Genomic DNA, 15,020 nt, shown 5'->3' on the forward strand with positions numbered 1-15,020 from the left:
GGGGTACACCCATGAAGACTACGGGAAGAAACGTTTTCCGGCTCCTTCTTGCAGCCGTTGCCGTTCTCTCTCTGCCCTTCGCGGGCGAAGCGGCCAGGCGATACGTGATACCGACCTGGTATGGGTACGGCGTCGTCTCGCAGAGCGTCGGCGTCATTTCTCCGTATATTATATCATCGACATTTCATCCATCGATGCACCCGGGATACCTGCCGTATTATCTCCCGTCCCAGGACCCCGCCTATTACTCGGCCTACCGGCCCTGGAACCCCGCGGGCGTGACCGCGCCCGGCTACTATTATCAGACGCCGGCCGGATCGCTCGCCCCTTTCTGGGACGGCACGGCCTGGGTCTATCGCCAGGCGAGCCCCGCCGGCACGGCCGGCGTCCCCTTGACGAATCTGAACCTCCGCTCCAATCCCGGGTTCGGCTCGAGCCGCAACCGTGACCGCAACGTCATCGGCAGCATTGCCCGAGGCGAGCAGGTGTATGTGCTCGGCCGATACGGCGACTGGTATTACGTGCAGTCCGCATCCCAACCGCAGAAATTCGGATATGCCTACGCGCGATACATCCAGCTGCAGGGCGCGTTCAACATGCCCGCCTTCTCCGCCTGGCCCTCTTCGTATCCCATGTATTCCTATCCGAACGGCTGGCAGCAGCCCGTCGCCGTTTCCCCCGCGGGCTATTGAATCCTTTGAAGAATCCTTGACGATCACGAGGTGACGATATGCAGATCATGAAACAGCGCATCCTTTCCGCCCTTGTTCTCTCCCTGGCCCTCATGGGCTTCCTGGCCCTGACCGCGTCGTTCGGACAGCCGGCAAGCGGCCCCGCGCCCCTTCCCGAGACGGTGAAACTGAACGTCTTCGCGATCGTTTCCGACGAGCTCGAAACAATGGCTTCAAAAGCCGGCGAAGCCCTCAAGACCGAGGAACAGCTCGACTCCTACCCGTCCATGGGCTACCAGGTGCACTGTACATTATATATGACACAATATGCTCCGGAAAAGGCGTCTCTCGTCCAGGGAATCGTCGCCTCGCTCGCCGAGACCGTCAAGCCGTTTCCCGTGACCGCGGCGGGGATATCCGCGACCAAGGATTTCTGGCTGTTCATCAACCTGGACAAAAACCGCAACCTCCAGACGCTGTCGGACACGGTCGTGCAGCAGCTCTGCGAACACCGGTTCCCGAGCGACTTCGTTCCCGACTGGGTGAAGCAGTATCCCCAGAAACTCGAGTATGTCACCAAATACGGCAGTCCGAACGTGTTCGCCGAGTTCGAGCCTCATTTGACGCTTCTCGCCAAGTCCGATCCGGCGAAAGTCGACGGCTTCGTCAAGCGCCACGCGAACGACGCCGAGTTCGGCACCCCGAAACAGGGCCATATCGTCGGCATCGGCGTCGGGATCGCGGACAGGGCAGGGCAGATCAAGCAACCGCTTGCCGTGTACCGGTTCAAATGACCGATCCGGGCGGACGGATTTCCCGCAGACCCTGCTGAAAATTCGACGTCCCGATCGGATGAAACCCCTGCAAATCACGATGTTTGCAGGGGTTTTCACATTGGCACGATCCCTGCGGAAGACCCCGTCGTGCTTCACATCACCCCAGGAAACAAGGAGCGTTCGGAATGAATTACAGAATCAAGCTTACCCTCGCCGCCCTGGCTGCGTTCATCCTCATAAGCGGCGCCAGCGCCTTCGCGGCCCCCTCGACGGACGTCACCTGCATCCGCCAGACGACCGATTCCCACCACATTCCCTGGCCTCCGCCCGGCAATCCGGCCGACCCGACCGATCCGAACAACGGCGACGATTACGGTTCGGGCTCATCGTCCGACTCCGGCAGCGATTGCGGCCACGATCACCACGATGACGACGGCGGCTCCGACGGTTCCTATCCCGACAATCCCTACGATCCTGACAACGAGCCGATGCCCAACTGATCGTTCGAGATCACAACGGCGGGAAGACCGATGGTCTTTCCGCCGTTTTCGCTACCGTGATGGAGATCAGCCGAGGGTGAGGATTTTGATCTCGGCGGGTCGGAGGGTGTATTCGAAGCATCTCGGTACGGAACTCATCGCATATTCCGGCGAGATGTCCCTCGGGATGCCGGGCCCGAGAACGCTTGCGAGATCGGGAATGAAGAGCCGCTGATGGTTGTAGCGGTCCTTGTTCACGGCGACGAAAACGGTCTTGCAACCGGGGGCCGAGCGTTTGAAACAGAAGATGTTGTACCAGTTTTCCTGGTCGACGATCTGAAGACCGGCTTCACGGTTCAACACTTCGTTCGTGTCCTTGAGCCGGCACACCTTCTGAATATATTCCGTCATATCTATCCCGGTGTTCTCCCACCACGATGGCTCGGTGCGCACGACGTCGCAATGGCGGCGGAAGCCGAATTCAAAGCCGATCGGCATCATGAACCCCTTGCTGAACAGGGCGCAGAAGAGAAGCTGTCGCTTGACGGCCGCGAGGTTCCCTTCGTATTCCTCCATGAGACGGTTCGTGTCGTGCGACTCGGGGAACGCAATGCTCGCGACGACGGGGCTTGTCCTGAAATACTGCTCCATGCCCCACGGCTGATTGTAATCCCAGTATTTGATCGAGTTGAACAGGTAGTCGAAGCCGAGCTTCGCGAGGTTCTCGACCTGCTGAAAACTGCAGCCCAGCGACTCCGCCAGGAACATGCACCCGGGCTTTTTTTGTCGGGCCCGCTGGATCAGGAAGCGCCACAGGTCGTCAGGCACCTGGTAGGCCATGTCGCATCGGAAGCCGTCGATGCCCATATCCATGTAATAGGACATCATCTTCCACCAGAACTGCCAGAGATTCTCGCGGTCGGGTGATCCGGCGTTGTCGACCTCTGCAAGATCGCCCCATTCGACCCATTTGCCGTTGTCCCAGGCGCCGGGATGAATGACCTGTCCGTCGGCAGATCGTTTGAACCAGTCGGGATGCTCCTGGATGAGGGTGCAGTCGATCGCGGTGTGGTTGATGACCAGATCCATCATGAACAGCAGCCCCTGTTCGTGGCATGCCGAAACGAACTCCTTGAGCTGGTCGGCCGGGCTCGATGGAGAATCATTGTCGATGAAGAGGGGGTTGAATTTGTAGTAATCCTTCGGCGAGTAGAGACTGCCGCTGAACCCGGGGTAATGGAAGGGGTTCACGTACAGGGCATTGAAACCCATGAAGGAAATTCGGCCCAGATGAGATTTCCAGCCGTTCATGCTTCCGGCCAGCCTGGGGAAGAGATTGTAGAGACGGATACCTTTCGTGCCAAGCAGGTCTTTCGACATCGTTCACTTCCTCCTGGGAATCAATGCGGCGTGGAATCGCGCCCGGGAACGGCGGCAGGGCTATTTCTCAGTTCCTCGAGGGCGTCGCAGATCTCTCCGGCCTCTGCAGCGTTCACGCTCCGGTATACCTCGTGCGGGCCGTCCGAGCCGACGAAATAGACGGCGATATACTCCTTCCCGTTCTCGCCGGCGACGGCGCCGGTTCTCGTTCCGTGCCAGTCCTGGAGTTTTCTCGTCAGGTTCGTCTCGGGCGATCGCATATCTTGCGATATATGAATCGCGGCGCCGCCGGCAACGGCGGCACGGAACGATTGGAACGCGAGCGACCGGCCGAGCATCAGGAAAAAGGCCATGAAGACGAGGCAGAAGATCCATTCCGGCATCGTCCGCTCGCTGGCGGGGTTCATTCTGAAATACAGCAGGGGTAGGAGGACGGCGACGCCCATGAGAAACCACCCGACGGCGATCTCCCATGCCGGCACGTAGGTGAATCCCTCAGGGTATCCTCGCGGGGCCATCCATCGAATCACGTTCAGCTCCTTGCCGTTCTGGAAATATTACCATAGGAACATCTCTGCGCATACACTGTCATTCGCTTTTCTTCATCCCAAGCAGCAGGGTCGTCCCCCCGGCAGCGGTGGCGAGAAGGAGCCACGATCCCTGCATCCCAAGCGTCGGGAGCATCCAGATGCCCGCCGTCGCGGCCGCGAGCATCGCCGGCAAGTTGTCCGCCACGACCAGACCGGCAACGGCTCCGGCAGTATCTCCGGAAAGACGCGCGAGAAGAGGAAACTCGACCCCGGCGAGGACGGCGACCAGGAGCGTCATTCCCCCGAGAGTCCAGAGCGAATGCAGGGCCGGATTCTCCAGCAGGAGAAATCCCGTACCCGCCAGGACGAGTTGCCCGAACTTCAGCAAGCGGACCGTCCCCCACGCGGCTTTGAAGCGGCGGGAGACGAATCCGCCGAGGGCCAGGCCGAGCATGTAGAGGGCGAAAAACAGAGATGCCATGCCGAAGATGGCTCCGTGCCGCACCTGGTAGGTAAGCAGGAGCATCATTTCGGCGGCGAGGCCGAAGAAGCCGGTGAGGGCGACGGCCGACGACGCGGCCGCGATCGGCGAGAACCGGACGACGCCCGAGGCGACGGACGCAAGAACCAGGGCGAGAAAGGCGCCGAGGATCACGAGCGCGCGCCCCAGATCGATGCGTTCGGCAACACGCAGAGCGGCGCCGATCCCCGAGCCGCTGTAGATGTCCCACAGATGGAGTTGCCGGGAAAGGGCCGCCGGTCTGGCATCGGTGTTTTCCGGCGCGGGAACGGTTCGAGAAAGCCACTCTTCGAGTTCGGCGACCCGGAACGGCAGAAGAAGATCAGAAAACAAAGCCGGCCTGAACGATACGGTCTGGATGCCGTTTCGGTCGAAGCGCCGGGAGAGTTCTTCCGGCGAGGTCGCGATCGCGTCGGCGGACCGCGAGGCGCGAAAACGGATCGGGTCGCCGGGAACGGCAACGGTCTGGCCGGACGACGACTTCAGGTCGCGATACAGCGACAGGACCGCCTTTTCCAGGTCGCCGCCGAGGTAGTTCTCCGCTCCGCTGACGACGTATTCGACCACGCCTCTCTCCGTCAGCGCCGCCATGGCTTCGCGGATCGCCTCGCGGGTGAACATGCGGTTCCCGACGAGGGTCGTCGGGTCCGACGGCAGGACGAGGACGGCGTCGAATCGCCCGGGGTTCGCCCGCAAAAACGCCCGCGGATCCGCCGCTTCCCACCGAACACGCGGATCGGAAGGAGCGAGATTTTTCATGAATGCGGCGAGCGCATCGTCGAGGTCGACGACATGAATATTCTTTACTTTATATTTCAGACACTCTTCCAGGATGTCGGGAGCCGGAATTCCGACGAACAGGACGGTCGAACTGCCGAAGGAAAAGGACGCCGGAAGGGACGAGAAGAAGGTGTGAACGCGTTGCTCCGCCGCAGGCCGGTCCGGCCAGGTCATGATGAAGTTGTTGTCCAGGAAGAGGGAATACTGGCCGCCGTAGCTCGAGATCTTCACCGACTGGTAGGCCGTATCGAAACTTCGCACAAGCCCGTATCCCGGATGGAACCGTTTCCAGAGGTATTCGTCCATGATCCGCTGAAACGCCGGGAGAGCCGGCGATGCGAGGGGCGTCAACAAGGCGATGAGACCGGCGACGATGCGGAGTCTCCCGTTCATGACAAGGCAGAGGGCCGAGGAGGAAAGGATAAAGCAGGCCCATATGAGCACGATCGGCTCGGTGGCGCCGCCGGCAACGAACGCGAACAGCCCTCCCCCGATCGCGCCTCCGGCCGATTCGAGAGCGTAGAGACGATCGACCGGGGCGCCGGGCCGGCTTCCGGCTCCTTTCACCATCGCGGGCAACAGAGCGCCAACCGCTATGGAGACGGGAAAAACCGTGACGGCGATGACGGCGACGACCGGCAGGAAGGGAAGGAGCTCGCCCGCTGATTCCGGGAGGAACGTCGCCGTCCCGAACATGAACAGGAGGAGAGATGCGGCAGGGGCCAGGGCGGTTGCCGTGACGACCGCCTGCGGCCCGGGGCTGAGTGCGGCGGCGAGCCGTCCTCCGGCGGCGAGCCCCAGCAGCCAGACGGCGAGAAACGTGCCCAGATGAAGCTCGGTACCGTAAAACTGGCCGAGAATCGTTCTCAGGAGGGCGATCTGGCCGATATTCGCTGCAGCGCCGGCGAGGAAAACGGAGAAGAGCCCGGCCCTGTTCCGGCTCATTCAGGGGTTCTTGGACGGGCTCGCCGTGGGCACCGGTTTTTCAGCCGGCTTCTGTTCGGGTTTCACGGGGGTATTCTGAGGACGTTTCTGGACGGGCTGCGTCGCCGAAGCCAGATCCGGCTTCGGCGCGGGTTTCAGAGGATGTTTCGGGGCGGGTTTCGGCTGCGCCACCGGCGACGTTTTCGAAGCGGGTTTCGGCGCCGACTTTTCCGTTTCGCCGGGAACGGTGAGGCGGGCGCCCCTGCTCGCCATGGCTGCGACCCAGTCAGCTGCGGCGGGGTCCCGAAGTTTCATCTCGGTTCCGGTGGATGAGATGGCGTCGATATGTGCCGTTACCGGAGGCGTCCTCCCCGCGAACGGAACCTGGATTCCGGGAGTCGCCATCGATCCGGTACCGGCGATGTCGCCGATGTCGTAGACGGGAGGCTCCATCGGAGCTCCGGGCGCGGCGCCGGGGGCAAGGGCGGGGGCGGGGAGTGCGGAGAGTTCGCTGTCGGTGAGCGAGCGTCCGCAGAGGTAGAGCCCCCATTTCCCCTGAATTTCGACCTCGTCGATCGAATACTGCGTTATCGTCCGTATCGCGTCGCGCGCGGAACGGCGCATCAGCAGATATAGATCGGGGGCGGCCATCGTCCGGAGAAGTTCGTCTCCGAACAGCACCAGCTTTTCGGACCTTGGCTCGAAGCGGGTCTCGCGCTTCACGCCCCACGTTGGAATATCGCGACCGGTATAGAACCTCGTCCCTTCCAGGACGTCTTTCGCAAAAAGAATCCTGGCGTTGGGGGGAAGGGCCGCCACTCTCCGGAGGAGCTTCCTGTATCCCGGCAGGGGGCGTTCCTTCAAAAGGATCTCGTCGCCATTGATCGTGGGCAGAAGCATGAGCATAATGCCTGGAACGGTGACGCCGAGAACGAGGATGATCCCCTTCACGATGCCGAGGTTCATGAAGGTATAGCCGAAAACGGCCAGGAACATGAAATAGAAGGCGATGAAGAACGCGACCCGGGCGATTTTCGGATCGGGCAGGGCGCCCATGAAGGACATCGTCATGATCGTAACGCCGAGAAATGCGAAAAAGATGATCGTCAGCGCCGACTCGAGCTTGTAGGCGAAGGGCTCCTCGTTGTCGTAGCTGAACAGGTTCGACAGGTATCCGCCGGTCATGAGAGACGCCGGAACGAGAAGCGGCAGGGCATAGGGAGCGAGTTTCGATCTGGCGAGGGAAAGCACGATGAAAGAAACCGCAAACCAGAGAAAGACCGGAAGCCCCCATGGCTGATCCTTCGCTTGCGCTTCGCGGAAATTCTGCACAACCCCGCCGGCAAAGAACGCCGTCCAGGGAAACATTCCGGCAATCATGACGAGGGCGAAATAGAAGATCGGCCCGGTCCTTCCATGGGCTTCCGAGGCGACGCGGGCGATCGTTTCGTCGAAAATGAAATACCTGAACAGCCCCGGCACGTTGTATCCCATCCAGAGATACCACCCGAGGCCGATCACGCCGAATGCAGCCCAGCCGGTGACGTGTTTCAGAAGGGCCTTGATCGATTCTCCGCCGCCGCGCAGGGCGATTCCCGGGATCAGACCGAGCAGCGGAAGAAGGCCGGGGGGGCCTTTCGTAAGAAACGCGAAGCCGGCCAGGGCCCAGAAGCCGGTGGCGAGAGCGTTGGACGGCTTCGTCCGATACCGGATCAATGCCCAGATCATCCAAGTTTCGAACATGGCCAGAAGCGGATCAGCCGTCAGCCCCCGGAACTGGACCGCGAAAAACAGGCTCGTCAGCAAAACGATCGTGGCGCACAGCGCGCTCCGGACCGTTGTCAGCAGCAGACCGATGCGGTAACAGCCGACGGCCGTCAGGGCCGCGGCGACAGGCAGAAACGCTTTCACGCCCTGCTCCGTGGGACCGAACAGCTTGATCCCGAGGGCCCCGGCCCAGTATGTCAGCGGAGGCTTGGTGAAATGGGAGACCCCGTTCAATTGCGGCCTGAGGAGACTGCCGCCGTCGGCCATGGCCCGGGCCACCGACGCATAGCGCGCCTCCGACGTCTCGAAGAGGTTTTGCGTTCCGAGTTGGAAAGCGATCAGAGCGAACGCGGCGATGCCGACGAGCCACTGAATCGCCATCGGGGACAGCCGGAGGTTGATTCGAGATGCGATGTTTTCCGCGAGAGCCGGAAGAACGGGAACGACTTCCTCGTCAGCTTCGTCCGATTCCTCTGCTTCCATGCCTTCCGTGGGCGGCTGAACATCGGAGCCCCGTTCGGCATCCCCGGACTCCTGCCGGGAGTTGCCATCAGGGCCAGGTTGAGGTTCCGCCATGTGGCCGGCTTCTTTCCGATCTTCTTCAGGCGGCTGTCGTGTCTGATCCATCACGTGTTTCCCGTTCTTTTTTTATAAGCATCAGATTGCGGATGTAGATGAAAAATCCCATGGATTGTCCCAGGATGAAAACCGGGTCCTTGATGTGAACCGCATACACCGCCAGTATCGCCGATCCGGCGAGGCTCAGATACCAGAATGACACGGGAATGACGCTCTTTTTCTGCCTCTCGGATTCGAGCCACTGGACGAAAAAACGCATGAAGAACATGAGTTGTCCGAAAAGCCCCAGCACCAGCCAGAATTCAAGATTCATCGGCCACCTTGTATGTAAGCTTTCGCCATTTCATCCACCGGATCGCGAGCAGGTCGAGGAAGGATCGGAAAAGCCGGTTCCAGACGTTGTATTTCGACTGGCCGCGCGAGCGGGGATGGTGACTGACCTCGACCTCGGTCACCGTGCCGCCTTCCATCTTGACGAGCGTGGGCAGAAACCGGTGCAGTCCCTCATACAGCCTGACGCGGCGGATCGAGTCTCCCCGGAAGGCCTTCAGGGAACAGCCGGTATCGCGGATGTTCTCATCGCTCAGCTTGTTTCTGATCCAGTTGGCGATTTTCGAGGAAACGCGCCGCACGAAATCGTCCTGGCGCACGACGCGCCACCCGACGGCGGCATCGTATTCTCCGAGCCGGGACACGAGCTTCGGAATGTCGGCGGGATCGTTCTGCAGGTCGGCGTCCATCGTGACGATGACCGAGCCCCGCGCGGCGCGGATTCCGGCATCCATGGCCGCCGTCTGGCCGTGATGGCCGTTCAGGCGGAGGGCGCGAAGGGCAGGGAAGCGGCTTTTGAGAGACGTCATGAGCTCGAAACTGGCATCGGTCGAGCCGTCATCGACGAGAATCAGTTCCCATGGTTTCCCCAGGGGTTCCATCGCCGCGCTGATTCGTTCGACGAGTTCGCCGATATTCTCGGACTCGTTGTAAACCGGCGCCGTTACGGAATATTCGATGCTCGACACTGATCGCTCCCAGATGTACCCCGGTGATTCGGGGGGGAGTGTATCACATTTGCCGTCCGGGTGGTAGAGTCCAGAATTATTTCAGTGTCGGGCCGCGCCTGATACGAAATGCATTTTCGTCGGCCTCAGCGGCGTACAGTACCCCGTCTTCGCCTTGTATCCAGGGCGCGGGAAGAGGACAGCCGGGAAAAATAGGCACCTGGAGTTCCGAGACAACCTTGCCGTCCGCGTCGAACCGGACAATGCGGTAGACATTCGGCTCGGCGCGGGTCACGAGCATGAACGCGGGAAAATCGCCGGCCATGCCGAGCAGGCGGCTGAACACGATCTCGTTGGTTCCCGATACCTTGTACCGGGCGAAGACGTCCGGATCAGAGGCTTCGCCGGTCCAGCCGGCCCGAATGATGACGCGGGATGCGGCGTCGAATTCATACAGCGTTCCGAACAGCGTTTTGGAGGTACCGACCGGCTCCAATGCCGGTGCGGGGTGCATTTCCCAGGTTTTTCCCATGTACAGGAACACGCCGCCCTCGTTGCCGCCGACGGCGATGTGATCCTTGTCGATAACGTTGAGACGACCGCGCAGGAGGACCTTCGTATCGATACGCCGCGTCTCGGAGCCTGTCGTGCGGTCGATGAACGCGATTCCGTCCGGGGAACCGGTGATGACGGCGAATTCGTTTCCGAGCAGAAACAGATCGCCGAGTTTCGCGGCCTTCACGGCATACGAGAGAACCCCGCCGTCCCGAGCGAACCGCTTGACGGCTTTCTGAACGCTGTCGGAAATCCAGATGCCGCCGTCGGCGTCGACGCGGAACCCGCCGGGGCCCATGAACGGGCCTTCCGGCAGTTGCCCTCTGTCCTGGAAGATGATGCCGAGCCGGCCGATCCCGTCACCCCAGGAGATTTCCCGCACGACGGGACAGGAAAGAGGCTCTGCGCAGGCGAACGCCGGAATCAGGAACAGCAGGAGGAACGCCCGCAGAAACAGCTTCATGCCGTCAGCTTCTTCCGGACGTCGTCCATCCCCTTCATTCTATATGTGCCTTTATAATATTGAATCTTTTCGGCGGGAAGAATGCAGTTGTAGGGGACGTCGCCCATCATGACGACGTGGATGTTGCCGTTCACGTCCGTTCCGCGGTAGATCGCCGAGTGGCCGTATCGGTTGTGACCGTAGTCGAACAGAATCATGTCTCCGACACGCGCGTCGGGCGGCGGGGGCGGGCGGAACCCGGGGTTGATCTCCTTCGAATACGCGCTCGACGAGAGGCCGCCTGCCGAGGTGCGGCCCTGGATGGGCCACGATACCCCGGCCTGCTTGAAGGTATCCATCTGGACGCGCTGGACGAAGCCGCTGCAGTCGATGCCGCCGATCTTCTGGAACTCGGCATAGGCGGCGTTCGACTTCCACTTCCAGGTGCTGATGTCGACGAAATCCTCGTAGTATTCGCTCGATTCGAGGCCGATGCGGTTCCCGTTCGCCTTTTTCTTTCTGTATGTCGCCACATCGTCGAAGCCGCCGAACTTGAAATACACCGGTTCGTCGATGTACGGTCTGGTCGCGGCATCGATCACCTGCGAGAATGCCTCATCCTCGAGGGTGCGCTCGATCTTCGCGAGCTGGGCTTTCGCCTCGGCGTATTTCCCGAGCTGATACAGCGATTTGGCCATCAGGTATTTCGCCCGGAGCGGGTTCGACGCGTCGTCCTGCGCCAGTTCGTATGCCTTCTGCCAGTCGCCTTTCTGGTAGGCGGCCCACGCTCTTCCGAGTTTGTAATACGTGTGAATTCCCGAGTAATCGAGAACCGTCTTCGACAGGTGTTTGTCCCACCGGGCAAAACTCTTGTCGAGAGCGGCCTTGTCGGCACTCGTCGCGGGCAGGGGCGATATCCCGGAGCCGTCGGCGAGAAGGTCGGCGCGAACCCAGCCCTTCAGGCCGTTTCCGAAGATGACCTGGTTCCAGCCGTTCTTTTCAGCGACGACGTATCCGACGCTCCCGCGCGGAAGGGTTTTGAGAATGGCGTTGTTCGTGCCGGGACCCGATCGCACGTTCACCCAGCTCTCGCCGATGGAAACGACCCCTCTTCCGCCCGAGGCATCGCTCGAGGAGGAGGTCACCTGCACCTGCGAACCGCCGAACGGGCTCGTCTGGGCATGAAGGCTGGAACATGCGAACATCAGGGCGATCGCCGCGATCGCTCCGGCGGCCGGCATCCATCTGGCGCGAGAATACATGCGTCCCCTCCTGAGAGAGATACTCTCAATTGTATAGAGATTCGGAAGCGTGTCAAGTCTGCCGCCGCACCTGCCCCGGCTCGGCGCTCATCGACGGTTGAGCCGTTGACAGGGGCGATGAAGGGTCCTAAGATGAGTTCCGCATGAACGCCATGGGAAAAACGGGGTTCGAGTATCTGCGGCTTTCGGTCACCGATCGCTGCAACCTCCGCTGCGTCTACTGCATGCCGCCGGAGGGCATTCCGAAACTCGACCACGAGCAGATTCTGCGATACGAGGAGATGCTCGCGATCGTTCGCGCGTGCGTTTCCGAAGGCGTCCACCGCGTCCGCATCACCGGCGGCGAACCCCTCGTCCGCAAGGGCCTGTGCGGCTTCATCGAGTCGCTTGCCCGCATCGCGGGCATCGACGACATCAGCCTCACGACGAACGGCATCCTTCTCGCCGATTTCGCCCGCGACCTGCGCTCGTCGGGCGTTGCGCGCGTGAACATCAGCCTCGACTCCCTCCGGGCCGATCGGTATGCGACCATCACCCGGGGCGGCGACGTCGATCGCGTCATGGCCGGCATCGAAGCGGCGATCGCAGCCGGACTCGCTCCCGTCAAGATCAACACGGTGATGATTCCGGGTCAGAATGACGACGAAATCGAAGCCTTCGGGAAACTCGCCTGTCGCCTTCCGGTGCACGTCCGGTTCATCGAGCGCATGCCCTTCGCCGCCGGCGACATTGATACTGTACCATATATATCACAGGATACGATCGTCGATCGGCTTGTCAGGGCTGGTCTCACCCTCGATCCGGCGGAGCAGAATCTCGGGGGCGGCCCGTCCGAAAACTACAGCATACGCGGGGAAGCGGGGCACATCGGCTTCATCAGTTCCCGAAGCCATCCGTTCTGCTCCCGGTGCACCCGGCTCAGGCTGACCGTCAGCGGAAAACTGCTTCCCTGTCTCGACTCGAACGACGGGATCGATGTCCGCGGCCTCGACCACGCATCGATCGTTCGTGTCATACGCGATCTCTCGGCCCGCAAGCATGCGCGGCACAAGTCATGCGCGCAGTTTCTCGGCGCGCGCTGCGTTTCCCTGTCGGATATCGGCGGGTGATCCCTTCAGGAGGTTCATCGGATGACTACCAGGCGGAATTCGGGATACACGATCGGCATCGATCTCGGCGGCACGAAAATCGCCGCGGGACTCTGTAAGAAGGGCGACATCATCAGGCAGTTCATCGTGCCCACCCACCCGGAGCGCGGAAGCGATGCCGTTCTCGAGACCATCGTCGATGCGGCCCGAAAGGCCATCGGCGACACGGATGTCTCCGAAATCGCCGGCGCCGGCATCGGCGCGGCAGGCCAGATCAACCCGAAAACCGGCGCCGTCAACTACGCTCCGAACCTGAACTGGAGGAACATCCCGCTCGGCGAGTTCGTTTCCAGCGCTCTCGGCCTGCCCGTGCGGGTGACCAACGACGTGCGCGCCGCCACGCTCGCCGAATGGCAGTACGGCGCCGGAAAGGGCCTCGACAACTTCGTGAACATCTTCGTCGGGACGGGGATCGGCTCCGGCATGGTGCTCAACGGAAAACTCGCCGAGGGAACGACCAACTCGGCCGGCGAGATCGGCCACATCTGCCTCGACCCCGACGGCCCGGTCTGCGGCTGCGGCAAGAAAGGGTGTTTCGAGGCGTTTTCCTCGGGCAAGGGCCTCGAGAACCACGTCAAAGCCGCGTTTCCCTCGCTGAAGAACGGTCCCCTGATCGAGCTGACCGAAGGCAACCCCGACAGGATCACCGGCAGGATCATCGGCCAGGCGGCGAAGGCGGGCGACAAGACCGCCCTTCTGGCGCTGAAAAAGGTCGGCAGGTATCTCGGACTGGCCATCGCAAACGTTCACACCCTCCTGAATCCAGAAGTCGTACTGCTGGGCGGGGGCGTCATGGCGCTGCGAGAATACTTCATGGACGAGCTGAAAGCGACGCTCCACCGGCATGTGCTGCCGATGGCGGACCGCGGCGACAAGCTTCTCCGCGACGCGAAATTCGAGACCGACGCCGTCCTGATCGGCGCATCCGCACTATTCTGACCGATGAAACCCCTGAAACCCGCCGTGTTCCGCGAGGGCGATCTTCGCCCGGGCGGTTGGGCCGAACGTGAATCGACCAGCCAGCTCTGGCGCCATCTCCTGGATGTCGGAAGCCGTTTTCCATCCCTGACGATCGGCTGGGAGGCCCGTCCGGGGCTCGCGGACATCGTCGAACGGCTCGCGGAGATGCTGACGCACGCGGGACTCAACGTGTTCCTCGCGACCGGGCCCGTCCCCGTCGCGGCGCTTTCCCAGGCTCTCGGGCAGCGGATGCAGCCGCTCGGCCTGTACATCAGCGAAATCCCCGGCGGCGACTTCTCCGCGCTCGCGCTCACCACGCACGGCGGACCGGTTCTCGAAACCGACGTTCGCGAAGGCATCATCGCCAGGGTCGACCGGGTCGGCGTCATGGGGACGACGGACTTCCTCGAACCCTACGTGAAACGAATGGGTCAGTTGCTCGACCCGATGATCGAGAACCGGGTCAGGCTCTCGTCGCTTTCATCGCCATTCGACCAGCTTCACAAACGGATGCAGCCGCATGCCGAGTTCAGGCCGCTGTTCGAATACGCGGAAACGGGCCCCAAAGCCGTGATATCCCCCGACGGCCAGGGCGTCACCGTCCACGATGCCTCCGGGAAACCGATCCCAACCCGCCGGCTCGTCGAAACACTCGGCGCCTATCTCACCCGGCTCAGAGGCGCCGCGGGGACCCTCGTCGGGCCCCGAGGAACGGCCGAGATCGCCGCGGGAATCTCGGAGTTTTCCGAGATCGAGGGCGACGCCCTGGACATGAGCTCCCAGGCCGGCTACGTCGACCTGCTCCTCGGCTGGTGGGAAAACGGCATCATCGCCCACCAGGGCCACGCCCCCTTCGGCGACGCATACCTGACGTTATTATATCTCCTCGAAGCCTGGAACGCCGAATCGTGAAGAGTGACATTCCCCGACGTTCATCTGGATGTAGTTATTGATGTAAAGAGAGGATTATTATATGAGGAAACGCGGCGTAAGCGTATTGTTTCTAGTGATGGTTATATCTGCATTGTGTTCGGCCAGCGAATGGAAGAACGTTGACAATCTCGGGATGACGGCGTTGGAAGTGGCCATCAGAGAGGGCAACACGGCCGACTTTGATGCATTCGTGACACAAGGCATAGATCCCAATTTTCATGGGAAGGCCAATTTTCCTGTTTTTTCCTGGGCAGTCATGTTCCCGGCATTTCCGGGGTTTCATGTACACTCTGCGGGATTTTTCATGTGGTAGAGG

At 61.4% G+C, this 15,020-nt stretch carries 14 protein-coding genes; 6 read left to right on the forward strand and 8 right to left on the reverse strand.

Translation table 11 applies throughout. The features are described from left to right. Positions 1–11 precede the first annotated feature (11 nt). From PLU72_16135 to PLU72_16145, 3 genes are all read left to right on the forward strand, one after another. The gene (locus tag PLU72_16135) at positions 12–692 is read left to right on the forward strand and encodes an SH3 domain-containing protein (GenBank protein ID HOT29706.1); all 681 of its coding nucleotides are present in this window, start codon (positions 12–14) and stop codon (positions 690–692) included. Positions 693–730: 38 nt separating this feature from the next. Then, positions 731–1,465: a DUF1045 domain-containing protein gene (locus PLU72_16140; protein ID HOT29707.1), complete on the forward strand. Its 735-nt coding sequence runs from the start codon at positions 731–733 to the stop codon at positions 1,463–1,465. Positions 1,466–1,632: 167 nt separating this feature from the next. After that, complete coding sequence (locus PLU72_16145) at positions 1,633–1,947, forward strand: hypothetical protein (GenBank protein HOT29708.1); 315 nt, start codon at positions 1,633–1,635, stop codon at positions 1,945–1,947. A gap of 66 nt (positions 1,948–2,013) precedes the next feature. Here the strand turns inward: PLU72_16145 and PLU72_16150 are convergent, their stop codons facing one another. The 8 genes from PLU72_16150 to PLU72_16185 form a co-directional block, all read right to left on the reverse strand. Next, a complete protein-coding gene (locus PLU72_16150) occupies positions 2,014–3,306 on the reverse strand; it encodes an alpha-amylase family glycosyl hydrolase (protein HOT29709.1) in 1,293 nt (430 codons plus the stop codon). 20 nt (positions 3,307–3,326) lie between these two features. Next, positions 3,327–3,836 (reverse strand): hypothetical protein, encoded by a 510-nt coding sequence (locus PLU72_16155; GenBank protein HOT29710.1) that lies wholly within the window; start codon positions 3,834–3,836, stop codon positions 3,327–3,329. A 58-nt stretch (positions 3,837–3,894) separates the two neighbouring features. Continuing rightward, positions 3,895–6,081 carry a hypothetical protein gene (locus PLU72_16160; GenBank protein ID HOT29711.1) on the reverse strand — a complete coding sequence of 729 codons (2,187 nt, stop codon included), beginning with the start codon at positions 6,079–6,081 and terminating at the stop codon, positions 3,895–3,897. Continuing rightward, on the reverse strand, positions 6,082–8,454 hold the full coding sequence (locus tag PLU72_16165) for a glycosyltransferase family 39 protein (GenBank protein ID HOT29712.1): 2,373 nt from the start codon (positions 8,452–8,454) through the stop codon (positions 6,082–6,084). Next, entirely contained in the window at positions 8,429–8,719 is a 291-nt protein-coding gene (locus tag PLU72_16170) for a lipid-A-disaccharide synthase N-terminal domain-containing protein (protein ID HOT29713.1), read from the reverse strand. Before PLU72_16170 ends, PLU72_16165 begins: the two co-directional genes overlap by 26 nt. Then, a complete protein-coding gene (locus tag PLU72_16175; GenBank protein ID HOT29714.1) occupies positions 8,709–9,425 on the reverse strand; it encodes a glycosyltransferase family 2 protein in 717 nt (238 codons plus the stop codon). The genes PLU72_16170 and PLU72_16175 overlap by 11 nt, the downstream gene beginning before the upstream one ends. Before the next feature lie 76 nt (positions 9,426–9,501). Beyond that, positions 9,502–10,422, reverse strand: coding sequence for a hypothetical protein (locus PLU72_16180; protein ID HOT29715.1), 921 nt, complete (start codon positions 10,420–10,422; stop codon positions 9,502–9,504). Further along, complete coding sequence (locus PLU72_16185; GenBank protein HOT29716.1) at positions 10,419–11,663, reverse strand: SH3 domain-containing protein; 1,245 nt, start codon at positions 11,661–11,663, stop codon at positions 10,419–10,421. Before PLU72_16185 ends, PLU72_16180 begins: the two co-directional genes overlap by 4 nt. Before the next feature lie 143 nt (positions 11,664–11,806). Between PLU72_16185 and moaA the strand changes: the two genes are divergently transcribed. The 3 genes from moaA to PLU72_16200 are packed head-to-tail and all read left to right on the forward strand — an operon-like array spanning position 11,807 to position 14,683. Then, the gene (gene moaA / locus PLU72_16190) at positions 11,807–12,772 is read left to right on the forward strand and encodes a GTP 3',8-cyclase MoaA (GenBank protein ID HOT29717.1); all 966 of its coding nucleotides are present in this window, start codon (positions 11,807–11,809) and stop codon (positions 12,770–12,772) included. 21 nt (positions 12,773–12,793) lie between these two features. Beyond that, the gene (locus PLU72_16195; protein HOT29718.1) at positions 12,794–13,750 is read left to right on the forward strand and encodes an ROK family protein; all 957 of its coding nucleotides are present in this window, start codon (positions 12,794–12,796) and stop codon (positions 13,748–13,750) included. 3 nt (positions 13,751–13,753) lie between these two features. Further along, positions 13,754–14,683: a hypothetical protein gene (locus tag PLU72_16200; protein ID HOT29719.1), complete on the forward strand. Its 930-nt coding sequence runs from the start codon at positions 13,754–13,756 to the stop codon at positions 14,681–14,683. The last annotated feature ends 337 nt before the right edge of the window (positions 14,684–15,020 follow it).

This window comes from Candidatus Ozemobacteraceae bacterium (assembly GCA_035373905.1).
Taxonomy (GTDB): domain Bacteria; phylum Muiribacteriota; class Ozemobacteria; order Ozemobacterales; family Ozemobacteraceae; genus MWAR01.